This window comes from Bacillus inaquosorum KCTC 13429 (genome assembly GCF_000332645.1).
In the GTDB taxonomy this organism is placed as follows: Bacteria; Bacillota; Bacilli; order Bacillales; family Bacillaceae; genus Bacillus; species Bacillus inaquosorum.
This window is the reverse complement of sequence record NZ_AMXN01000003.1, coordinates 397,493-421,157: the sequence shown is the minus strand read 5'-3', so window position 1 is coordinate 421,157 and position 23,665 is coordinate 397,493. Positions and strand designations below refer to the sequence as shown.

Sequence of the window (23,665 nt, the reverse complement as noted above, 5' to 3'; positions counted from 1 at the left end):
TGCGAAATTTGTTTTATAATGTGAACTAGATAACCGTACTGAAATGTAAAAATGGAGGTGGCATCATGCCATTAACGCCAAATGATATTCACAACAAGACGTTTACAAAAAGCTTTCGCGGATATGATGAAGATGAAGTAAATGAATTCCTAGCGCAAGTCAGAAAAGATTATGAAATTGTTCTCCGTAAGAAAACTGAGCTTGAAGCGAAAGTCAATGAACTTGATGAAAGAATCGGACACTTTGCCAATATTGAAGAAACGCTGAATAAATCGATTTTAGTTGCTCAAGAAGCGGCTGAAGACGTAAAACGCAATTCTCAAAAAGAAGCAAAGCTGATCGTTCGGGAAGCGGAGAAAAACGCTGATCGCATTATCAACGAATCTTTATCAAAATCAAGAAAAATTGCAATGGAAATTGAAGAGCTGAAAAAACAGTCTAAAGTTTTCAGAACACGTTTCCAAATGCTGATTGAAGCACAGCTCGATCTTCTGAAAAATGACGATTGGGATCATCTGCTTGAGTATGAAGTCGACGCGGTATTTGAGGAAAAGGAATAAATTCTCTGATTATCTTGACATTATCTTAGCTTGTCGAATATAATACGTTCATAAATTCAGATGAAAAGACGGTTGAAAGGGACAGTCATGTTTCCTTCAGGCCTTCATAGCGACCCGGAGATGGTGAGAGCCCGGGATGGCCGGAATCATGTAGATCAGCCCTTAAGTTTCCTTTCTGAACTTACAGTAGGTTAGGACGTTCATCACGTTACGATGCTCGAGAGGAAAAAGCGTATGCTGGCTTTTTCTAAAAGGGTGGTACCGCGAGATAAGCTTTCTCGTCCCTTATGGGATGAGAGGGCTTTTTTTATTTTCTGAAAAAATGCAGTGGAGGAATGAAAATGGATTTTAAAGACACGCTCTTAATGCCGAAAACAGATTTCCCGATGCGAGGAAATTTGCCAAACCGTGAGCCTGACATTCAAAAGAAATGGGAGGAACAGGATATCTACCGTCTTGTGCAGGAACGGACGAAAGACCGCCCGAAATTTGTTTTACATGACGGACCTCCGTATGCAAACGGCGACATCCATATGGGCCACGCGCTTAACAAGATCTTGAAGGATTTCATTGTCCGTTACAAATCAATGAGCGGTTACAACGCGCCGTATGTACCAGGCTGGGATACACATGGATTGCCGATTGAAACAGCTCTTACAAAAAACAAAAAAGTCAACCGCAAAGAAATGTCAGTAGCGGAATTCCGCAAGCTGTGTGAAGAGTACGCCTGGAAGCAAATCGAGGGGCAGCGTGAGCAGTTCAAACGCCTTGGTGTCCGCGGTGACTGGGAAAACCCGTATGTGACATTAAAACCGGAATACGAAGCGCAACAAATCCGCGTATTTGGTGAGATGGCAAAACGAGGCTACATTTATAAAGGCCTTAAACCGGTTAACTGGTCACCTTCAAGTGAGTCTGCTTTGGCTGAAGCTGAGATCGAATATCAAGATAAACGTTCAGCATCTATTTACGTTGCTTTCGGTGTGAAAGACGGAAAAGGCGTTCTTGAAAACGGCGAGCGTATCATCATTTGGACAACAACGCCTTGGACAATTCCGGCGAACCTCGGAATTTCAGTGCACCCTGATCTTGAGTACAGCGTGGTTGCAGTTGGTGAAGACCGCTTTGTCGTAGCAAGTGCTTTAGTTGAAAATGTTGCATCTGCATGCGGATTTGATCAATATGAAGTGACAAGAACGATTAAAGGGAAAGACCTTGAGAACATTATCGCTGAACACCCGCTCTATGGCAGAGACTCACTCGTTATGCTAGGCGAGCACGTAACAACTGATGCCGGAACAGGCTGTGTTCATACAGCGCCCGGACACGGAGAAGATGACTTTATCATCGGCCAAAAATACGGTTTAGATGTGCTTTGCCCAGTTGATGAAAAAGGTGTAATGACAAGTGAAGCTCCTGGCTTTGAAGGCATGTTCTATGATGATGCGAACAAAGCGATCACACAGCAGCTTGATGAAAAAGGCGCGCTTGTGAAGCTTGAATTCATTACTCACTCTTATCCGCACGATTGGAGAACAAAGAAACCAACCATTTTCAGAGCGACAGCGCAATGGTTTGCGTCTATTAAAGATTTCAGATCAGACCTGCTGGATGCCATTAAAGAAACCAAATGGGTTCCTGAATGGGGCGAGCAGCGTTTGCACAACATGGTGCGTGACCGCGGAGACTGGTGTATTTCCAGACAGCGTGCGTGGGGTGTTCCGATTCCGGTATTTTATGCCGAAAACGGAGAACCGGTTATTACAGATGAAACCATTGAACATGTTTCTGAATTGTTCAGACAGCACGGCTCAAACATTTGGTTTGAAAAAGAAGCGAAGGATCTTCTTCCGGAAGGCTTTACGCATCCTGGCAGCCCTAACGGCACATTTACAAAAGAACAGGACATCATGGATGTTTGGTTTGATTCAGGCTCTTCCCATCAAGCGGTGCTTGAAGAACGTGAAGACCTCGTTCGCCCGGCTGATTTATATCTAGAAGGATCAGACCAATACCGCGGCTGGTTTAACTCATCTCTTTCTACAGCAGTAGCCGTAACAGGAAAAGCGCCATATAAAGGAGTGCTCAGCCATGGATTTGCACTGGATGGAGAAGGACGCAAGATGAGTAAATCAATCGGTAACGTCGTTGTTCCAGCTAAAGTCATGAAACAGCTCGGTGCCGACATCTTGAGATTATGGGTGTCTTCAGTTGATTATCAGGCGGACGTTCGTGTGTCTGACGCAATTCTGAAGCAGGTTGCTGAAGTATACCGTAAAATCCGCAATACGTTCCGTTTCCTTCACGGCAACCTATTCGATTTTGATCCAAAAACGAATGCGGTGGCTGTCGAAGATCTTCGCGAAGTGGATCAGTATATGCTGATTAAGCTGAACAAACTGATTGATAAAGTGAAAAAAGCGTATGATGAGTACGAATTTGCGGTTGTGTATCACAGCATCCATAATTTCTGCACAATCGAATTGAGCTCATTCTATCTTGATTTCGCAAAAGATATTGTGTACATCGAGCATGCGGATCATCCGGATAGACGCAGCATGCAGACAGTATTCTATGAAACACTTCTTGCATTAGTGAAGCTTTCAGCGCCGATTCTTCCTCATACGGCTGACGAATTATGGTCTCATTTAACATTTGTCGAAGAGCAAAGCGTTCAGCTGGCAGACATGCCGGAAACAATTGCGGTTCCAAACAGCGAAGCGACAGAAGATAAATTTGACCGCTTTATGGCTATTCGTGATGATGTACTAAAAGCATTAGAAACTGCGCGGAATGAAAAAATTATCGGTAAATCATTGGAAGCGAACCTGAAATTGTATCCAAACAAAGAAAACCAAGAGCTCTTGGCTTCCATTAAAGAAAATCTTTCTCAGCTGTTTATTGTTTCTGAACTAACGATCAGCGAAGAAAATGAAGCGCCGAACGATGCGCAAAGCTTCGAGACAGGCAAAATTGCTGTCGAGAAAGCGGAAGGCGAAATGTGTGAGAGATCCCGTGTGATCTCAAAAGATGTAGGCGCGAATCCGAAATACCCTACACTTTCACTGCGAAACGCAGAAATCGTTGAAAAATACTATCAAAAATAATGAAAAATAGTCCGGCGTTAAAGCCGGGCTTTTTTTGTGCCAAGAGTGACATCGTTTAGAACGGCAGGAAAAATCTTATGGGCTTTAGATCATCATTCACAGGCAACACTATAGGTACTACGTTAAGAGCAGGAGTTGTGATGAATGAATGATCAACTGACCGCAATTTATACGGAACTTCTTCTGATGAAAGAAGAATTACAGTCGAGATTATTTGAGTATTCTTGCTTTCAGGTTTCAACAAGCCCGCAAGCAGCAATCAATCATAAACAAAAAGCAACTCTGATCTATCACATTAAAGAAGAGCTACAAGACGTTCTCCTCGCATTGTCCAAAATCGAAAACGGCACATTCGGATACTGTGAAGAAACCGGGGCTCCCATTCCTCTTTCAAAACTGGCGGTGTTGCCGACTGCCCGAACAGCAAACGATTTTCTTTATTCTGTCCAATTCGAAAAAAAAACGCTTCCGCTGTGGAAATCAACCGATATCGAATATGGTCAGGCACTGTATGAATAACAGTGTCTGGCCAGTTTATATGCCTGATATTTCTTTACTCCAGTGCTTTTTATTGATAAAATGCATAATGGATTAAAGTAACCGTAAACTGGAGGAACGTTTGTGCTGTATTATGTGATTGCACTACTTATTATTGCAGCCGATCAATTGACAAAATGGCTTGTTGTTAAAAACATGGAGCTGGGACAAAGCATTCCGATCATTGATCAGGTATTCTATATCACCTCCCATCGCAATACGGGTGCTGCATGGGGGATATTAGCCGGTCAGATGTGGTTTTTCTACCTCATTACAACCGCGGTTATTATTGGCATTGTTTATTACATACAGCGTTATACAAAAGGACAAAGGCTTCTTGGCGTGGCCCTCGGACTTATGCTTGGCGGTGCCATCGGCAACTTCATCGACCGGGCTGTCAGACAGGAAGTTGTGGATTTTATCCATGTTATTATTGTGGATTATAATTACCCGATTTTTAACATCGCGGACTCGTCACTATGTGTCGGCGTAATGCTTTTATTTATACAAATGCTGTTGGACAGCGGGAAAAAGAAAAAGGAGCAATAGCATGAATCAAATTGATATAACCGCTTCAGAAGAACAAAAAAGTGAGCGGATTGATAAATTTCTGGCATCGACTGAAAATGATTGGTCGAGAACCCAGGTGCAGCAATGGGTGAAAGACGGACAAGTTGTCGTGAACGGAAGCCCTGTAAAATCGAATTATAAAATTCAGCCGGGTGATCAGGTGACCGTCACCGTACCTGAGCCGGAAGCGCTCGACGTGCTGGCAGAACCTATGGATCTGGATATTTATTATGAAGACCAGGATGTGCTGGTCGTCAATAAACCTCGCGGAATGGTTGTGCACCCAGCCCCTGGGCATCTTACGGGTACGCTTGTAAACGGCCTTATGGCTCATTGCACGGACCTTTCCGGAATAAATGGCGTGATGCGTCCGGGGATCGTTCACAGAATCGATAAGGACACGTCCGGCTTATTAATGGTAGCGAAAAATGATATGGCGCATGAGTCTCTCGTGAACCAATTGGTCAACAAAACGGTCACGCGGAAATATACGGCAGTTGTCCACGGGCTTATTTCTCACGATGACGGCACAATTGATGCACCGATCGGACGAGACAAGAAAGACCGTCAAAGCATGACTGTGACGCGTGATGGCAAAAACGCCGTCACTCATTTTCATGTGCTTGAGCGTTTTCAGGATTTTACGTTGGTAGAATGCCAGCTTGAAACAGGGAGAACGCATCAAATTCGTGTTCATATGAAATATATCGGATTTCCATTAGCAGGCGATCCAAAATACGGTCCAAGAAAAACGATCGATTTTAACGGCCAGGCCCTTCACGCCGGAATTTTAGGTTTTGATCATCCTCGTACCGGTGAATATGTCGAATTTGAAGCGCCGCTCCCGGAGGATATGGCAGAATTAATCGAAAACCTCAGAAAAAACGGTTGACAGACTGTTTCTTTTCTGAAATAATAAACGGAGCTGAATAGATTCTTTAAAACAGTCCAGAGAGGCTGAGAAGGATAACGGATAGACGGGATGCGTGTATATGCGCGCACCTTGTCCTAAAACCCCTCTATGCTCTGGCAGGAGGGGTTTTTTCTTCTATATGAACTGTGAGGTGTCACACATTGAATCAAAAAGCTGTCATTCTCGACGAACAGGCAATCAGACGGGCGCTGACCAGGATTGCTCATGAAATGATTGAACGCAATAAAGGAATGAATAACTGCATCCTTGTCGGCATCAAGACAAGAGGGATTTACTTGGCAAAACGCCTTGCAGAACGAATCGAACAGATTGAAGGGAATCCTGTAACAGTTGGTGAAATTGATATTACTCTTTACAGAGACGATCTTTCCAAAAAAACGAGCAACGAAGAACCGCTTGTGAAAGGTGCAGATATTCCGGTAGACATCACAGATCAAAAAGTCATTCTCGTTGACGATGTCCTGTACACCGGAAGAACGGTCAGAGCAGGTATGGATGCGCTTGTTGATGTAGGCAGACCTTCCTCCATTCAGCTGGCTGTGCTTGTTGACAGAGGACACCGGGAGCTGCCGATCCGAGCGGATTATATCGGGAAAAACATTCCCACATCAAAAGCTGAAAAGGTTATGGTTCAGCTTGATGAGGTAGATCAAAACGATCTCGTCGCCATTTATGAAAATGAATAATAGATCACCTTTTTAAAGGCAATCCAGAGAGGTTGCAAAGAGGTGCACAACAAAGTCCCGAAAGTATTCGGCAGGTCTTTGTATGCCTCTTTGCGTAAAAATAGCAAAGAGGTTTTTTTATACAGTCATTGAGTCATCCTAAAATGAAAGTCAACAATCAGGGGGAAATCATCATGAGTAAGAAAAAAGTAAATTTAGGAGTCAGGGATGTCCCGACACCTTTCTCTTGGGTTTCATTCAGCCTGCAGCATTTGTTTGCCATGTTTGGCTCAACGATTTTGGTTCCGAAGCTGGTCGGAATGAGTCCTGCTGTGGCATTGGTGACAAGCGGCATCGGGACACTTGCTTACCTTCTTATAACGAAAGGGCAAATTCCGGCGTATCTCGGTTCATCCTTCGCCTTTATTTCTCCAATCATACTGGTAAAAGCGACCGGCGGGCCGGGAGCGGCAATGGTCGGGGCGTTTCTTGCAGGGTTAGTGTACGGGCTGATTGCCTTATTGATCAGGCAGCTTGGAACAGGCTGGCTGATGAAGATTCTCCCGCCTGTAGTCGTAGGCCCTGTTATTATCGTCATCGGGCTGGGTCTGGCAAGTACTGCGGTAAACATGGCGATGTACGCTGATCCGAACGCGAGTGAATTGGTCTACAGCTTAAAGCACTTCAGTGTCGCAGGAGTTACGCTGGCCATCACGATTATTTGCGCGATTTTCTTGCGAGGGTTTCTAAGCCTGATTCCGGTTTTGATCGGAATTATCGGCGGATACTTGTTCGCCCTTACTCAAGGGATTGTCAACTTCCAGCCGGTGCTTGACGCGAAATGGTTTGCAGTGCCTGAATTTATCATCCCGTTCAAAGACTATTCACCGTCAGTAACACTCGGCATCGCAGCGGCAATGGTTCCCGTCGCGTTTGTGACAATGTCAGAGCATATCGGCCATCAAATGGTGCTGAGCAAAGTCGTCGGACAAGATTTCATTAAGAAGCCGGGGCTTCATCGCTCCATTATGGGGGACAGCGTGGCGACAATCCTTGCTTCCCTGATCGGCGGTCCGCCGACAACGACTTACGGGGAAAACATTGGCGTGCTGGCCATCACAAGAGTATTCAGCGTCTTTGTCATCGGCGGCGCGGCAGTGATTGCCCTTTGCTTCGGCTTTATTGGCAAAATCTCAGCGCTGATCAGTTCAGTGCCGTCAGCGGTCATGGGAGGCGTCTCCTTCCTGCTGTTCGGAATCATCGCTTCGAGCGGTCTGAGAATGCTGATTGACAACAAAATTGATTATGAAAACAACAGAAACCTCATTATTACATCAGTTATCCTTGTGATCGGTGTAGGAGGCGCATTTATCCAAGTGTCTCAAGGGGGATTCCAAGTGTCGGGAATGGCGCTTGCAGCAATAGTCGGTGTCATCTTAAACCTGATTCTTCCACAGCCGAAGGAAGAGCAGGCAGATACATCTGAACAACATCATATCTAAAACCTTTTAAAGAAAGTCCAGAGAGGCTTGGAAGGGTTATGAAGAGAAGGAAGCTTCAATGCTGCCCTCTATTTAACCATACCCCGAGTCTATCTAAGACCGGGGTTTTTTTCAGCCTTAAAGTTGAAATGAGAGGGGAAAAAACATGAAGCATTTAACGACGATGAGCGAACTCAGTATTGAGGAAATCAAAGATTTGCTTCAAACAGCACAAGACCTAAAAGGCGGAAAAACAGACAATTGGCTTACGGGGAAATTTGTAGCGAACCTGTTTTTTGAACCGAGCACGAGAACGCGGTTCAGCTTTGAGATCGCAGAAAAAAAGCTGGGTATGAATGTGCTCAACCTTGATGCAACAAGCACAAGCGTGCAAAAAGGCGAAACCTTATACGACACCATCCGGACGCTCGAATCAATTGGTGCGGACGTGTGCGTCATCAGGCACAGTGAGGATGAGTACTATAAAGAGCTTGTCAGCCAGGTGAATATCCCGATTCTGAATGCGGGAGACGGATGCGGCCAGCATCCGACACAATCACTGCTTGATTTAATGACGATTTATGAAGAGTTCAATACGTTCAAAGGGCTTACCGTCTCCATTCACGGCGATATCAAGCACAGCAGAGTGGCTAGATCAAATGCAGAAGTTTTGACAAGATTGGGTGCCCGAGTCCTGTTTTCCGGTCCTTCGGAATGGCAGGATGAAGAAAATACATTCGGCACATATGTCTCAATGGATGAAGCAGTTGAGTCTTCCGATGTCGTCATGCTGCTGCGCATTCAAAATGAAAGACATCAGTCCGCTGTCAGCCAGGACGGCTATTTAAACAAGTACGGTTTGACTGCAGAACGGGCTGAACGTATGAAGCAGCATGCGATCATTATGCATCCAGCTCCGGTAAACAGAGGAGTCGAGATTGATGACAGCTTAGTCGAAAGCGAAAAATCAAGAATCTTTAAGCAAATGCAAAATGGCGTATTTATCAGAATGGCAGTGATACAGCGTGCCTTACAAACCAATGTGAAAAGAGGAGAAGCAGCGTATGTCATATCTCATTAAAAACGGCTGGATACTTAACAAAAATGGTGAAAAAACAGAAGCGGATATTCGAGTGACAGGAGAAATCATCTCTGAAATCGGCAAGCTTGATGTAGCGGATGAAGAAACAGTAATTGATGCAAAAGGATTGCTTGTTTCACCTGGATTTGTTGATCTCCACGTACACTTCAGAGAGCCGGGCGGAGAGAAAAAAGAAACCATTGAAACCGGCGCAAAAGCAGCAGCGCGCGGCGGCTATACAACAGTAGCAGCAATGCCGAATACGCGGCCTGTTCCTGATACGAAGGAGCAGATGGAATGGGTGCAAAACCGTATTAAAGAAACATCATGCGTCAGAGTTCTTCCGTATGCATCTATTACGATCAGACAAATCGGCAGTGAAATGACAAACTTTGAAGCTTTAAAAGAAGCCGGGGCATTTGCTTTCACAGATGACGGCGTCGGTATACAGACAGCAGGAATGATGTATGAAGCGATGAAACGGGCAGCTGCAATTGACAAAGCGATTGTTGCGCATTGCGAAGACAACTCCTTAATTTACGGAGGAAGCGTTCATGAGGGGACATTCTCCAAAGCGAACGGTCTCAATGGCATTCCTTCTGTGTGTGAATCGGTCCATATTGCCCGCGATGTATTGCTGGCTGAAGCGGCAAACTGCCATTATCATGTATGCCATATCAGCACGAAAGAGTCTGTCAGAGTCGTACGCGATGCGAAAAAAGCAGGAATCAGAGTGACAGCAGAAGTATCACCGCATCATTTGCTGCTTTGTGATGAGGACATCCCGGGGCTGGACACAAATTATAAAATGAATCCTCCGCTCCGCAGCGCAGAAGACAGAGCCGCTTTAATCGAAGGTCTTTTAGACGGAACAATTGATTTTATCGCAACAGACCATGCGCCGCATACAGAAGAAGAGAAAAACACAGACATGAAGCTGGCGCCATTCGGAATTGTCGGCTTAGAAACAGCGTTTCCGCTTCTATACACACACTTTGTCAAAAAAGGCAGCTGGTCGCTGAAACAGCTGATTGACTACATGACAATCAAACCATGCGAAGCGTTCGGTCTCCCATACGGAACATTACAAACGGGGCAAGTCGCTGACATTACGTTAATCGATTTGGAAAAAGAAGCAGTTATAGACAAAGAGACATTTTTATCAAAAGGAAAAAATACACCATTCAACGGCATCAGCTGCACCGGCTGGCCGGTCGCTACAATTGCGGCAGGAAAGCTTGCTTATGAAGAAGGGAGACTTGTCAAATGAAGAGACGATTAGTACTGGAAAACGGAGCGGTATTCGAGGGAGAAGCCTTCGGAAGCTTAGAGCACAGCGTGGGAGAAGTCGTTTTTAACACTGGGATGACAGGCTATCAGGAAATTTTATCTGATCCTTCTTACTGCGGGCAGATTGTAACATTAACGTACCCGCTTATCGGAAATTACGGCATTAACCGTGATGATTTTGAATCCATTACCCCTTTTGTGAAAGGGCTGATCATCAAAGAATTATGTGAACTGCCTTCAAACTGGCGTTCAGCATACACATTGGACGAATATTTAAAAATGAAAAACATTCCGGGATTGCAGGGAATTGATACGAGAAAGCTGACAAGAATGATTCGCACGGCAGGCGCGCTAAAAGGAACATTCGCTTCACCTGATGAAGATATCGAGGCAGTGCTGAAAAGGCTGAACGAAACTGAACTGCCGAGAAATCAAGTATCCCAAGTATCAGCCAAAACAGCATATCCGAGCCCGGGAAGAGGCAAACGCATTGTCTTGGTTGACTTCGGCATGAAGCACGGAATTCTAAGAGAGCTGAACAAACGGAAATGTGACGTTATCGTTGTGCCTTACAACATTACAGCGGAAGAAGTGCTTCAGCTGAAACCGGACGGCATCATGCTTTCTAACGGACCTGGGGATCCAAAAGATGTGCCTGAAGCGATTGAAATGATTAAGGGTGTTCTCGGAAAAGTGCCATTATTCGGAATATGTCTTGGCCACCAATTATTCGCGCTGGCGTGCGGGGCGAATACTGAGAAAATGAAATTCGGCCACAGAGGCTCAAACCACCCGGTAAAAGAGCTGGCTACCGGAAAAGTCGCCTTAACATCTCAAAACCATGGCTATACAGTGTCATCCATCAACGAAACAGAACTGGAAGTGACACATATCGCAATTAATGACGATACGATTGAAGGGCTGAAGCATAAAACACTGCCGGCATTCACAGTTCAATACCATCCTGAAGCCTCGCCTGGTCCTGAGGATGCCAACCATCTATTTGACAGATTCATTGAAATGATCGAAACAACAGAGAAAGAAGGGGAAGCGGTATGCCAAAACGCGTAGACATTAACAAAATTTTAGTAATCGGATCCGGACCGATCATCATCGGCCAAGCAGCAGAATTTGACTATGCGGGAACGCAAGCCTGCCTTGCTTTGAAAGAAGAAGGCTATGAAGTCATCCTTGTCAACTCAAACCCTGCCACGATCATGACAGATACAGAAATGGCTGACCGGGTTTACATCGAACCGCTCACACCTGAATTCCTGACACGAATCATCAGAAAAGAACGCCCAGATGCCATTCTTCCCACTCTCGGAGGCCAAACCGGTTTGAATCTTGCGGTTGAGCTTTCAGAAAGAGGCGTCCTGGCAGAATGCGGCGTTGAAGTGCTTGGCACGAAGCTGTCTGCGATTCAGCAGGCTGAAGACCGCGACTTGTTCAGAACACTGATGAATGAGCTGAATGAACCGGTGCCTGAAAGTGAGATCATCCACTCTCTCGAAGAAGCTGAAAACTTCGTCAGTCAAATTGGTTTCCCTGTCATTGTCCGCCCGGCATATACATTAGGCGGAACAGGCGGAGGCATCTGCTCGAATGAAACTGAACTGAAAGAAATTGTTGAGAACGGCTTAAAATTAAGCCCGGTGCATCAATGTCTGCTTGAGAAAAGCATCGCCGGCTATAAAGAAATCGAGTATGAAGTCATGAGAGACAGCCAGGATCACGCCATTGTCGTTTGTAACATGGAGAATATTGATCCAGTCGGAATCCACACTGGAGACAGTATTGTAGTCGCGCCGAGCCAAACGCTCAGCGACCGCGAATATCAGCTCTTGCGGAATGTATCGTTAAAACTGATTCGCGCTCTTGGAATCGAAGGCGGATGTAACGTACAGCTCGCTTTAGATCCAGACAGCTTCCAATACTACATTATTGAAGTAAACCCGCGTGTCAGCCGTTCATCTGCTCTTGCATCAAAAGCGACGGGATATCCGATTGCAAAGCTCGCTGCTAAAATCGCAGTCGGCCTTTCATTAGATGAAATGATGAACCCGGTGACAGGAAAAACATATGCAGCATTTGAACCGGCTCTTGACTATGTCGTATCCAAAATTCCGCGCTGGCCGTTTGATAAGTTTGAATCAGCAAACAGAAAGCTCGGCACGCAAATGAAAGCGACAGGAGAGGTCATGGCGATCGGCCGCACGCTTGAAGAGTCATTGCTGAAGGCTGTACGTTCCCTGGAAGCGGATGTGTATCATCTGGAATTGAAAGACGCTGCTGACATTTCCGATGAGCTTCTTGAAAAACGAATTAAAAAGGCCGGTGACGAACGCTTATTCTACTTAGCTGAAGCATACAGAAGAGGCTACACGGTAGAAGAGCTCCATGAATTTTCCGCTATCGATGTCTTCTTCCTGCATAAGCTGTTCGGAATCGTACAGTTTGAAAAAGAATTGAAGGCACATGCTGGCGATACGGATGTGCTGAGACGGGCAAAAGAACTCGGATTCTCTGATAAGTACATCAGCCGTGAGTGGGAAATGAAAGAATCGGAGCTTTACAGCTTGAGAAAACAAGCGGGAATTGCGCCGGTTTTCAAAATGGTAGATACATGTGCGGCAGAATTTGAATCAGAAACGCCATACTTCTACAGCACATACGAAGAAGAAAATGAGTCTGTCGTTACGGATAAGAAAAGTGTGATCGTGCTTGGTTCCGGTCCGATTCGAATCGGTCAGGGTGTTGAGTTCGACTACGCGACTGTTCACTCTGTGTGGGCCATTAAACAAGCAGGCTATGAAGCCATTATTGTCAATAACAATCCGGAAACCGTTTCAACAGATTTCAGCATCTCAGACAAGCTGTACTTTGAGCCGCTTACAATTGAAGATGTCATGCATATCATTGACCTCGAACAGCCGGTGGGCGTAGTCGTACAATTCGGCGGACAAACTGCCATTAACCTGGCTGACGAGCTTTCTGCACGCGGAGTCAAAATCCTTGGGACTTCATTAGAAGATTTAGACCGCGCGGAAGACCGGGATAAATTTGAACAAGCGCTTGGAGAACTTGGCGTTCCGCAGCCGCTTGGCAAAACAGCGACATCAGTTGATCAGGCGGTAAGCATCGCGAGTGACATCGGCTACCCGGTGCTGGTGCGCCCTTCCTACGTACTAGGCGGCCGGGCAATGGAGATTGTTTATCATGAGGAAGAACTGCTTCATTACATGAAAAACGCAGTCAAAATCAATCCGCAGCACCCAGTATTAATTGACAGATATTTAACTGGGAAAGAAATTGAAGTGGATGCAGTATCTGATGGTGAAACAGTTGTAATCCCGGGAATTATGGAGCACATTGAACGTGCGGGCGTTCACTCCGGAGACTCAATCGCTGTTTATCCGCCTCAGTCTCTCACAGAGGACATTAAGAAAAAAATTGAACAGTACACGATCGCACTAGCGAAAGGGCTGAACATTGTCGGTTTGCTCAATATTCAATTCGTCTTGTCAAAAGGCGAAGTGTACGTGCTCGAAGTGAATCCGAGATCAAGCAGAACCGTACCGTTCTTAAGCAAAATTACAGGTATCCCAATGGCGAATCTCGCAACAAAAATCATTCTCGGTCAAAAGCTGGCTGCATTTGGCTATACAGAGGGCCTTCAGCCTGAACAGCAAGGTGTATTTGTAAAAGCACCGGTCTTCTCCTTTGCTAAGCTGAGAAGAGTGGACATTACGTTAGGGCCTGAAATGAAATCAACAGGTGAGGTCATGGGTAAAGATTCTACCCTTGAAAAGGCGCTCTATAAAGCCCTGATTGCTTCAGGCATTCAAATCCCTAACTACGGTTCCGTGCTTTTAACAGTGGCTGACAAAGACAAAGAAGAAGGGCTAGCCATCGCTAAGCGGTTCCATGCGATCGGCTACAACATTTTAGCCACGGAAGGAACGGCAGGTTACCTGAAAGAAGCTTCAATTCCAGCGAAGGTCGTCGGAAAAATCGGCCAGGACGGCCCGAACTTGCTTGATGTGATCAGAAACGGAGAAGCGCAGTTTGTCATCAATACGCTGACAAAAGGAAAGCAGCCTGCACGAGACGGATTTAGAATCAGACGTGAATCAGTAGAAAACGGTGTTGCCTGCTTAACATCTTTAGATACGGCAGAAGCGATATTGCGAGTGCTGGAAAGCATGACATTCCGTGCTGATCAAATGCCGGCAGTCAATACAAATCAGGAGGCGGCAGTCACTATATGAAAAAAGCGTATTTGACAGTATGTTCTAACCAGCAAATTGCAGACCGGGTGTATCAAATGGTTCTGAAAGGGGAGCTTGTCCAAGGGTTTACAACCCCGGGACAGTTCCTTCATCTTAAAGTGAGCGAAGCGGTTACGCCTCTTTTGAGAAGGCCGATCAGCATCGCCGACGTCAACTTTGAAAAAAATGAAGTGACCATCATTTATCGAGTAGATGGGGAAGGAACAAGGCTCTTGTCGCTAAAGCAGCAGGGAGAGCTTGTAGATGTCCTCGGGCCTTTGGGAAATGGCTTTCCGGTCAATGAAGTCCAACCCGGAAAGACGGCTTTGCTGGTAGGAGGCGGTGTAGGTGTGCCGCCTCTCCAAGAGCTGTCGAAACGCTTGAACGAAAAAGGGGTCAAGGTCATACACGTTTTAGGATTTCAATCAGCAAAGGATGTTTTTTACGAAGAAGAGTGCCGGCAGTACGGAGACACGTATGTGGCAACAGCTGACGGAAGCTATGGGGAAACTGGGTTTGTTACAAATGTAATTAAACAGAAAAATCTAGAGTTTGACATCCTCCTCAGCTGCGGGCCGACACCGATGCTGAAGGCGTTAAAACAGGAATATGCCCATAAAGAAGTCTACCTGTCTATGGAGGAACGAATGGGCTGCGGAATCGGCGCATGCTTCGCGTGTGTGTGCCATACAAACGAAAGTGAGACATCCTACGTAAAAGTATGTCTCGACGGGCCTGTATTTAAAGCTCAGGAGGTGGCGCTGTAATGCTAGAGGTGAAATTACCTGGGCTTGATTTGAAAAACCCGATCATTCCTGCATCAGGCTGCTTCGGTTTTGGAAAAGAGTTTGCGCGTTTTTATGATTTGTCTTGTCTCGGAGCAATCATGATCAAAGCTACGACAAAAGAGCCTCGCTTCGGGAATCCGACCCCTAGGGTAGCTGAGACTGGCGCTGGAATGCTCAATGCGATCGGTCTGCAAAATCCGGGGCTGGAAAGCGTCTTGCAAAATGAGCTGCCGTGGCTTGAGCAGTTTGATACGCCGATCATTGCCAATGTCGCAGGCTCTCAAGTCGAGGATTATGTTGAAGTCGCGAAGCATATCAGCAAAGCGCCTAATGTTCATGCACTTGAATTGAACATTTCCTGCCCGAATGTGAAAACAGGCGGAATCGCTTTTGGCACGAACCCTGAAATGGCTGCCGATTTGACGAAAGCGGTTAAAGAGGTTTCAGATGTGCCCGTTTATGTGAAGCTTTCCCCGAACGTGGCAAATATCACAGAAATTGCATCAGCGATCGAAGAGGCGGGAGCGGATGGTCTTACGATGATCAACACATTAATCGGCATGAGGCTCGATTTAAAATCAGGCAAGCCGATATTAGCGAATAAAACAGGGGGACTTTCCGGCCCTGCTGTGAAGCCGGTTGCCATTCGCATGGTGTATGAAGTCAGCCAGGCTGTCAATATCCCGATTATCGGTATGGGAGGCGTGCAGACGGCTGAAGATGCACTGGAGTTTCTTCTCGCGGGAGCAAGCGCGGTCGCAGTCGGAACAGCAAACTTTGTGAATCCTTTTGCATGTCCAGACATCATTGAACAGCTCCCTGCTGTTTTGCGCCAATACGGCTATCAATCAATTGAAGAATGCATTGGAAGGAGCTGGAATCATGAAAAACAACCTGCCCATCATCGCGCTTGATTTTGCATCAGTTGAAGAAACACTTGCATTCTTAGCGCCTTTTCAGCAAGAACCGTTATTTGTAAAGGTTGGAATGGAGCTTTTTTATCAAGAAGGGCCATCCATAGTTAAACAGCTAAAAGAAAGAAATTGCGAACTGTTTTTAGATTTAAAACTTCATGACATCCCGACCACTGTAAACAAAGCGATGAAGCGCCTTGCCGGTCTCGGAGTAGACCTCGTCAATGTTCATGCGGCCGGGGGCAAAAAAATGATGCAAGCAGCTCTGGAAGGTTTAGAAGAAGGTACGCCGGCTGGAAAAAAACGCCCGTCACTTATCGCGGTAACCCAGCTGACAAGCACATCTGAACAAATGATGAAAGATGAACTGCTGATCCAAAAGCCTCTGATCGACACGGTTGTGCACTACAGCAAACTGGCGGAAGAAAGCGGACTGGATGGAGTGGTCTGCTCTGTTCATGAAGCAAAAGCCATTTACCGAGCGGTTTCGCCTTCATTTCTGACTGTCACTCCGGGGATCAGGATGTCAGAGGACGCTGCGAATGACCAGATCCGCGTAGCAACACCTGCAATTGCAAGAAAGAAAGGTTCATCAGCGATTGTGGTAGGACGCTCGATTACAAAAGCGGCAGACCCGGTAAAAGCCTATGAAGCTGTCAGACTCGAATGGGAGGGAATCAAACAATGAAACAAATCATCGCAAAACATCTATTAGACATCCAAGCTGTATTTTTACGCCCAAACGAGCCATTTACATGGGCAAGCGGCATTTTATCGCCAATCTACTGTGACAACCGCCTTACATTATCTTTCCCGGAGGTCAGAAATGATGTCGCCACAGGCATCAGCAAGCTTGTCGAAGAGCATTTTCCTGAAGCTGAAATGATTGCGGGAACAGCAACAGCCGGTATTCCTCATGCTGCTCTGGCGGCTGACCGTTTGAATCTTCCGATGTGTTATGTGAGAAGCAAGCCGAAAGCGCACGGAAAAGGCAATCAGATTGAGGGAGCTGTTCAAAAAGGCCAAAAAACGGTCGTCATTGAAGACTTAATCTCCACAGGAGGCAGCGTGCTTGAAGCTGCGGCAGCTTTACAAGCGGCTGGCTGTGAGGTGCTTGGAGTTGTCTCAATCTTTACGTACGGGCTTCCTAAAGCGCAGGAAGCGTTTGCGAAGGCAGAGCTGCCATACTACTCATTAACTGATTATGATACGCTGACAGAGGTCGCGCTTGAAAACGGAAATATTCATTCGGACGATCTAAAAAAGCTGCAAACGTGGAAGCGAAATCCCGAGTCAAAAGATTGGTTTAAAAAATAAAAAATAAATTCCGGTGATGCACAGGGGCTTCAAAGCCTTGCTGTGCGTGAAAACAGGCCTAGAGGCCTGTTTTTTTATTAATCCTATAAAAAAAGTCGGGTTGACTTATGTTAGAATTGTGCTAAAATTTACTACAAATCTAAAAACTTATCAAGAGCGGCTGAGGGACTGGACCTATGAAGCCCGGCAACCTGCACAGTGTGTAAGGTGCTACTTCCAGCAAAATGAATTCCATTTTGAAAGATAAGGGCTACATGCTGTTCCTGTCTTTCTTTCCGCCGGATTGAAAGTTTTTTATTTTAAGAGGAAAAAAGGCTGTTTGCGATATCAGCAGCCGCACCACATTACAATTGGGAAAAGACAACCGGCAGAAAGCTACTGTTTGTTTGTCTCCGAAAGGAGGAAAGAAGAAATGTTAACGTACGATAATTGGGAGGAACCAACGATTACATTTCCGGAAGACGATCCTTATAAAGGAGCGCTGTCAGTTTTAAAGTGGGCATACGGCCATTACGGCAATCAGCTTGTTTATGCCTGCAGTTTCGGAATTGAGGGAATCGTTCTGATTGACTTAATTTATAAAGTGAAAAAAGACGCAGAGATTGTGTTTCTTGATACAGGACTTCATTTTAAAGAAACCTATGAAACAATTGAGCGAGTGAAAGAGCGTTATCCGGGTCTTAATATCATCCTGAAAAAGCCAGATCTTACCCTTGAGGAGCAAGCCGAAGAATATGGTGACAAACTGTGGGAAAGAGAGCCGAATCAGTGCTGCTATCTTAGAAAGGTCGTTCCTTTAAGAGAGGCGCTTTCAGGGCATCCGGCCTGGCTTTCCGGTCTGCGCCGCGATCAAGGGCCAAGCCGTGCCAATACGAATTTCTTAAACAAAGATGAAAAATTCAAATCAGTAAAAGTATGTCCGCTTATCCATTGGACTTGGAAAGACATTTGGAGATACACATCCCGGAATGAGCTGGACTACAACCCGCTTCATGACCAAGGATATCCAAGCATTGGCTGCGCACCTTGTACCGCTCCTGCTTTTACCGCAGAGGATTTACGCTCAGGCAGATGGAATGGTATGGCGAAAACAGAATGCGGATTGCATGAATAAGGAGCTGCAAAATGGAATTAGCCGCTATTTTATTTAGCTTGTTTTTCGCGATGAATATCGGTGCAAGCGGCGCTGCAGCTTCGATGGGAGTTGCTTACGGCTCTGGAGCCATCAAAAAGAAAACCTACGCTTTGATCATATGTGCAGTCGGTGTGCTGGCCGGGGCGGTCATTGGCGGGGGCGAGGTTGTAAAAACCATCAGCTCCGGCATTATCCCCGAGCAGACGATTACACTGACGATTGTTTGCATCATTATTGGAGCCGCTGCGCTGTCGCTCTTTACGGCTAATCTGCTCGGCATTCCATTGTCGACAAGTGAAGTAACAGTCGGCGCGGTTGTCGGAGTGGGAGTGGCTTACAAAGTATTGTTTGTGAACAATCTTCTGGTCATTGTGGCGTTTTGGGTTTTTGTCCCGCTGTTTGCTTTCGGCTTCACCTATTTTGTTTCAAAGCTGTTTAGCTATTTTAAGATTGAAATTAAGTCTTCTAAAAAGCAAAAAATCCTTGGCATTGTTTTGTTAGTTGCCGGATTTTTTGAAGCGTTCTCTGCCGGCATGAACAACGTGGCGAATGCCGTTGGCCCATTAGTAGCGGCCGGTGTGCTTGATGTCGCGAAAGGAACCTTGTACGGGGGAGTTTTTGTCTCCCTTGGCGCACTGTTATTAGGCCGGCGGGTGTTAGAAACAAACGGGAAGAAAATTACGAGATTCTCAAAAGGAGAAGGCATTCTCTTATCCGGTACAGGAGCCGGACTGGTGATCATCAGTTCTGTATTTGGGATGCCGGTGCCTCTGGCGCAAGTCACGTCATCGTCTATTATCGGAATAGGCATGGCAAAAAACGGTCCGAATGTGTTCCATAAACAAGTTGTTCAAACGATGCTGAAGGTATGGATCGTATCGCCGTTTTTATCTTTATCGATTTCTTATCTGCTTGTATCCTTGTTTTTAAAAGAGGATTATTATTCAATCTTTATCATGGTAAGCGTGCTTTTAGCGGCGGGCGGTGCCATCAGCCTGACGAAGGCCATTCGTAAAGAGAGACGCTCTGTCCACGAACAAGGCGGGGGAATCTGATCATTAATCTGAGTTATTTTATATGTTAACTAGGAGGAAATGGATATTATGAGCTTAGCACCACACGGAGGAACATTAGTAAACAGAGTAGATGAATCATATGATGTGAGCAGCATTCAAAAAGAAATTGAACTTGATTTAATTTCTTTCGCGGATTTGGAATTAATCGGAATTGGCGCATACAGCCCGATCGAAGGCTTCTTTAATGAAAAAGATTACGTATCTGTTGTCGAAAACATGCGTCTTTCTTCCGGCGTTGTCTGGTCCCTTCCAATCACACTTCCGGTCGATGCGCAAAAAGCAGCGGAACTGTCAGTCGGTGAAACGGTAAAGCTAACGTATGAAGGAGAAACATACGGCGTGATCCAAATCGAAGACCTGTACGTGCCTGACAAACAAAAAGAAGCTGTCAATGTGTACAAAACGGATGAGCAGGAGCATCCGGGTGTTAAAAAGCTGTTCAGCCGCGGCGATACATATGTCGGCGGACCGATCACATTGATTAAAAAAGCTTCAAAACAGTTCCCTGAGTTTACGTTTGAACCGGCAGAAACAAGACGCCAGTTTGCGGAAAATGGCTGGGAAACCATTGTCGGTTTCCAAACAAGAAATCCTGTTCACAGAGCGCATGAATACATTCAAAAAACGGCTCTTGAAACAGTAGACGGCTTGTTCTTAAACCCGCTGGTAGGCGAAACAAAATCTGATGACATCCCAGCTGATGTGCGGATGGAAAGCTACCAAGTGCTTCTTGACAATTACTATCCGAAAGACCGCGTGTTCCTTGGCGTCTTCTTAGCGGCGATGCGTTATGCAGGACCGAGAGAAGCGATTTTCCACGCTCTTGTCAGAAAAAACTACGGCTGCACGCATTTTATCGTCGGCCGCGATCACGCAGGTGTAGGTGACTATTACGGAACATACGAGGCACAGGAGCTGTTTGACACATTTAAACCTGAAGAACTCGGAATTACACCGCTGAAATTCGAGCACAGCTTCTTCTGCGAAAAATGCGGGAATATGGGAACAGCGAAAACTTGCCCTCATGGCAGAGAGCATCACGTCATCTTATCAGGCACTAAGGTAAGAGGCATGCTGAGAGACGGTGTGCTGCCTCCTGCAGAATTCAGCCGGGCAGAAGTCGTAGAAGTGTTAATCAGAGGTATGAAGAAAAAAGAAAAAGCAGGCGTATCTTAAGGAGGACTGGCAGTGACAAATCGCGATATCGTATGGCATGAAGCCTCTATTACAAAAGAAGAGTATCAGCAAAAAAACAAGCACAAAAGCTCCATTCTCTGGCTGACAGGGTTAAGCGGTTCAGGTAAATCAACGATTGCCAATGCAGCTGCGAGAGAATTGTTTGAGCAGGGCTACCAAGTGATTGTGCTGGACGGGGATAATATCCGTCACGGCTTAAATAAGGACCTTGGTTTTTCTGATGAAGACCGAAAAGAAAACATCCGCCGAATCGGAGAGGTGGCAAAGCTTTTTGTTCAGCAGGGCACCATTGTGATTACTGCTTTTATCTCTCCTTTTCGCGAGGACAGAGAACAGGTTCGCCAGCTTGTGGAAGCAGGCGAATTCAATGAGGTATACATTAAATGCGACCTCGATATTTGTGAACAAAGAGATCCGAAAGGGCTCTACAAAAAAGCAAGAAACGGGGAAATTCCGTTCTTTACAGGAATTGATTCTCCTTATGAAGAGCCGGAAGCACCGGAGCTCGTTCTTGATTCAGGACAGCATGACCGTGAAGAGTGTAAAAACCAGCTGATCGAGTTTGTCAAACAAAAATTGAGCTAAATATGATCTGCTGTGTTCTTCTCAGATGTTGAAATGCAAGCGAGAACAACATCACAGCGAATGTTCTGGAAGAACTCGAATAGATCGGGGGAAATACGATGGGGAAAGTATATATTGTAGGAGCGGGTCCCGGAGACCCTGATCTGCTGACAATTAAAGCGCTGAAAGCCATTGAAAAAGCTGATGTCATCTTATATGACAGATTAGTAAATAAAGAGATTTTACAATATGCCAAAGAGCAAGCAGACCTGATCTACTGCGGGAAGCTTCCAGATTTTCATACGATGAAACAAGAAACCATCAATCGATTTCTTGTGAAGTATGCACAAAAAGGGAAAACCGTTGTCAGACTGAAGGGCGGAGACCCATTTGTGTTCGGCAGAGGAGGGGAAGAAGCGGAATGCCTCTCTGAAAACGGAATTCCGTTTGAAATCATCCCTGGCATTACGTCAGGAATCGCGGCAGCCGCTTATGCCGGGATTCCTGTTACTCATCGGGATGCGGGCTCTAACGTCGCTTTTGTAACGGGTCATTATAAAAAAGAAGAAGATTTTGAGGAAAAGTGGAAAGCGCTGGCTACAGGAATTGATACACTTGTCATCTATATGGGTATCAAAAACGTGCAGCAGATTGAAAGAAAACTCCTTGAAAACGGCCGGAACGGTTCTACGCCGGCAGCCTTTATTCACTGGGGAACAACGGACAAGCAAAAATCTGTTTTTTGTACAGTTGAAACCCTTTCAGAAACGGTGATAAAAGAAGATATTAAAAATCCGAGTTTAATTGTCATTGGAAATGTTGTAAATTATCACTATAAGCTGGATTGGTTTGAATCTGAACTGAAAAAACAAGATTTAAGCGAGGCGTTGTAAAAATGAAACAAGCGATTTTATATGTCGGTCACGGCAGCCGGGTAAAAAAGGCGCAGCAAGAAGCCGCAGCCTTTTTGGAAGGATGCAAGGCGCACGTCTCTGCGCCTGTACAGGAAATCAGCTTTTTGGAGCTTCAGGAGCCGACAATTGAGACAGGGTTTGAAGCATGTGTGAAGCAAGGCGCCACTCATATCGCAGTGGTGCCTCTGCTTCTTTTAACAGCTGCGCATGCAAAACATGATATTCCGGAAGAAATTGCGCGTGCAGCATCGCGATATCCTTCAGTCCGCATTTCATACGGAAAGCCGATCGGGATTGACGAAGAAGTAGTCAAAGCAGTATATCACCGAATGAAAGACATAGGTGTTCCGTATGAAAATGCCAGAGTCGTGCTCATCGGAAGGGGAAGTTCAGATCCCGATGTAAAAAGAGACGTAACCGGTATTGCCAGTCTTCTTCAAAATATGCTTCCGGTCAAGGAAGTCATCCCGTGCTTTTTGACAGCATGCGGCCCGAATTACAAAGAGATTTTTTCAGAGCTTAAAAAAGATGACGGCATGACAACCTTTATTGTTCCCTATTTGCTCTTTACCGGTATGCTGATGAATGAAATAGAACGAGAGGTTCAGAAATTAAAAGCTGAAAATCCGAATGTCTACCTCTCTTCCTATATCGGTTTCCACCCCCATGTGAAAAACGCATTTTTAAACCGTGTGAGAGAAACCGCCGCAAACCCTGATGGTCAATTTGATTTTGACGGAGGTTCATATGCTTCCGCTGCACATTAGCTTGGAAAAGAAAAAGGTTGTCATTGCGGGGGGCGGCAGCATTGCTCTCAGAAGGCTGAAAACGGTGCTTTCTGAGGGAGCTGATATTACGCTTGTCAGTCCGGATGTTGAACCGGAAATCAAGCAAATGGCAGACAATCGCCGCATCAGATGGATCAGCCGCACGATTGAAAAAGAAGATTGTCTCGATGCTTTTTTGATTATTGCCGCGACAGATAATGCGGCAGTAAACAAAGAAATTGCTCAAACCGCTTCACCTTTTCAGCTTGTCAATTGTGTCAGTGACGCTGAGCTTGGCAACGTGTACATACCGAAAATCGTAAAAAGAGGGCATGTTACGGTGTCTGTTTCTACAAACGGAGCCAGTCCAAAGCATACAAAGGAACTGTCTGAAAAAGTGGATGAGCTGATTGACGGCGACTTTGTCGCTGAAGTTGACAGGCTTTATCATGTAAGACGAAAGAAATAAGCCAGAGCATACAATGCTCTGGCTTTTC

22 protein-coding genes, 1 riboswitch and 1 other annotated feature are annotated in these 23,665 nt (G+C 45.7%); all 22 genes read left to right on the top strand.

What is annotated here, in order from left to right; genetic code table 11:
• The first annotated feature begins 65 nt into the window (after positions 1-65).
• The 22 genes from divIVA to sirC all read left to right on the top strand — a co-directional run bounded on the left by divIVA (position 66) and on the right by sirC (position 23,637).
• Positions 66-560 carry a septum site-determining protein DivIVA gene (gene divIVA, locus BSI_RS11200; RefSeq protein WP_003221468.1) on the top strand — a complete coding sequence of 165 codons (495 nt, stop codon included), beginning with the start codon at positions 66-68 and terminating at the stop codon, positions 558-560.
• A gap of 62 nt (positions 561-622) precedes the next feature.
• Positions 623-849, top strand: a binding site (T-box leader).
• 52 nt (positions 850-901) lie between these two features.
• On the top strand, positions 902-3,667 hold the full coding sequence (gene ileS, locus BSI_RS11205; protein ID WP_003238663.1) for an isoleucine--tRNA ligase: 2,766 nt from the start codon (positions 902-904) through the stop codon (positions 3,665-3,667).
• A 144-nt stretch (positions 3,668-3,811) separates the two neighbouring features.
• Positions 3,812-4,186, top strand: coding sequence for a sporulation-related RNA polymerase-binding protein YlyA (gene ylyA, locus BSI_RS11210; RefSeq protein WP_003238661.1), 375 nt, complete (start codon positions 3,812-3,814; stop codon positions 4,184-4,186).
• 102 nt (positions 4,187-4,288) lie between these two features.
• On the top strand, positions 4,289-4,753 hold the full coding sequence (gene lspA / locus BSI_RS11215; RefSeq protein WP_003238660.1) for a signal peptidase II: 465 nt from the start codon (positions 4,289-4,291) through the stop codon (positions 4,751-4,753).
• 1 nt (position 4,754) lies between these two features.
• A complete protein-coding gene (locus tag BSI_RS11220) occupies positions 4,755-5,666 on the top strand; it encodes an RluA family pseudouridine synthase (protein WP_003238658.1) in 912 nt (303 codons plus the stop codon).
• A gap of 182 nt (positions 5,667-5,848) precedes the next feature.
• Positions 5,849-6,394, top strand: coding sequence for a bifunctional pyrimidine operon transcriptional regulator/uracil phosphoribosyltransferase (gene pyrR / locus BSI_RS11225; RefSeq protein ID WP_003221477.1), 546 nt, complete (start codon positions 5,849-5,851; stop codon positions 6,392-6,394).
• 173 nt (positions 6,395-6,567) lie between these two features.
• Positions 6,568-7,875: a uracil permease PyrP gene (pyrP, locus tag BSI_RS11230; RefSeq protein WP_019258351.1), complete on the top strand. Its 1,308-nt coding sequence runs from the start codon at positions 6,568-6,570 to the stop codon at positions 7,873-7,875.
• A 145-nt stretch (positions 7,876-8,020) separates the two neighbouring features.
• Complete coding sequence (locus tag BSI_RS11235) at positions 8,021-8,935, top strand: aspartate carbamoyltransferase catalytic subunit (protein WP_003238655.1); 915 nt, start codon at positions 8,021-8,023, stop codon at positions 8,933-8,935.
• On the top strand, positions 8,919-10,205 hold the full coding sequence (gene pyrC, locus BSI_RS11240; RefSeq protein WP_003238654.1) for a dihydroorotase: 1,287 nt from the start codon (positions 8,919-8,921) through the stop codon (positions 10,203-10,205). The genes BSI_RS11235 and pyrC overlap by 17 nt, the downstream gene beginning before the upstream one ends.
• Positions 10,202-11,296 (top strand): carbamoyl phosphate synthase small subunit, encoded by a 1,095-nt coding sequence (locus BSI_RS11245; protein ID WP_003238653.1) that lies wholly within the window; start codon positions 10,202-10,204, stop codon positions 11,294-11,296. Before pyrC ends, BSI_RS11245 begins: the two co-directional genes overlap by 4 nt.
• On the top strand, positions 11,281-14,496 hold the full coding sequence (carB, locus tag BSI_RS11250) for a carbamoyl-phosphate synthase (glutamine-hydrolyzing) large subunit (protein WP_003238652.1): 3,216 nt from the start codon (positions 11,281-11,283) through the stop codon (positions 14,494-14,496). The genes BSI_RS11245 and carB overlap by 16 nt, the downstream gene beginning before the upstream one ends.
• A complete protein-coding gene (pyrK, locus tag BSI_RS11255) occupies positions 14,493-15,263 on the top strand; it encodes a dihydroorotate oxidase B electron transfer subunit (protein WP_003238651.1) in 771 nt (256 codons plus the stop codon). The genes carB and pyrK overlap by 4 nt, the downstream gene beginning before the upstream one ends.
• Positions 15,263-16,198 carry a dihydroorotate dehydrogenase gene (locus BSI_RS11260; RefSeq protein WP_003238650.1) on the top strand — a complete coding sequence of 312 codons (936 nt, stop codon included), beginning with the start codon at positions 15,263-15,265 and terminating at the stop codon, positions 16,196-16,198. Before pyrK ends, BSI_RS11260 begins: the two co-directional genes overlap by 1 nt.
• Positions 16,167-16,886 carry an orotidine-5'-phosphate decarboxylase gene (gene pyrF / locus BSI_RS11265; RefSeq protein ID WP_003238649.1) on the top strand — a complete coding sequence of 240 codons (720 nt, stop codon included), beginning with the start codon at positions 16,167-16,169 and terminating at the stop codon, positions 16,884-16,886. The genes BSI_RS11260 and pyrF overlap by 32 nt, the downstream gene beginning before the upstream one ends.
• The gene (gene pyrE, locus BSI_RS11270) at positions 16,883-17,515 is read left to right on the top strand and encodes an orotate phosphoribosyltransferase (RefSeq protein ID WP_003238648.1); all 633 of its coding nucleotides are present in this window, start codon (positions 16,883-16,885) and stop codon (positions 17,513-17,515) included. Before pyrF ends, pyrE begins: the two co-directional genes overlap by 4 nt.
• Before the next feature lie 144 nt (positions 17,516-17,659).
• Positions 17,660-17,765: riboswitch (SAM riboswitch) on the top strand.
• Positions 17,766-17,927: 162 nt separating this feature from the next.
• The gene (locus tag BSI_RS11275; RefSeq protein ID WP_003238646.1) at positions 17,928-18,629 is read left to right on the top strand and encodes a phosphoadenylyl-sulfate reductase; all 702 of its coding nucleotides are present in this window, start codon (positions 17,928-17,930) and stop codon (positions 18,627-18,629) included.
• 11 nt (positions 18,630-18,640) lie between these two features.
• Entirely contained in the window at positions 18,641-19,705 is a 1,065-nt protein-coding gene (gene cysP, locus BSI_RS11280; protein ID WP_003238644.1) for a sulfate permease, read from the top strand.
• A gap of 48 nt (positions 19,706-19,753) precedes the next feature.
• Positions 19,754-20,902, top strand: a complete 1,149-nt coding sequence (gene sat / locus BSI_RS11285; protein ID WP_003238642.1) for a sulfate adenylyltransferase — start codon at positions 19,754-19,756, stop codon at positions 20,900-20,902.
• A gap of 12 nt (positions 20,903-20,914) precedes the next feature.
• Positions 20,915-21,508 carry an adenylyl-sulfate kinase gene (cysC, locus tag BSI_RS11290; protein WP_003238641.1) on the top strand — a complete coding sequence of 198 codons (594 nt, stop codon included), beginning with the start codon at positions 20,915-20,917 and terminating at the stop codon, positions 21,506-21,508.
• A 98-nt stretch (positions 21,509-21,606) separates the two neighbouring features.
• A complete protein-coding gene (gene cobA, locus BSI_RS11295) occupies positions 21,607-22,380 on the top strand; it encodes a uroporphyrinogen-III C-methyltransferase (RefSeq protein WP_003238639.1) in 774 nt (257 codons plus the stop codon).
• Positions 22,381-22,382: 2 nt separating this feature from the next.
• Positions 22,383-23,168, top strand: coding sequence for a sirohydrochlorin chelatase (sirB, locus tag BSI_RS11300; protein WP_003238637.1), 786 nt, complete (start codon positions 22,383-22,385; stop codon positions 23,166-23,168).
• The gene (sirC, locus tag BSI_RS11305; RefSeq protein WP_003238635.1) at positions 23,149-23,637 is read left to right on the top strand and encodes a precorrin-2 dehydrogenase; all 489 of its coding nucleotides are present in this window, start codon (positions 23,149-23,151) and stop codon (positions 23,635-23,637) included. The genes sirB and sirC overlap by 20 nt, the downstream gene beginning before the upstream one ends.
• Positions 23,638-23,665 lie beyond the last annotated feature (28 nt).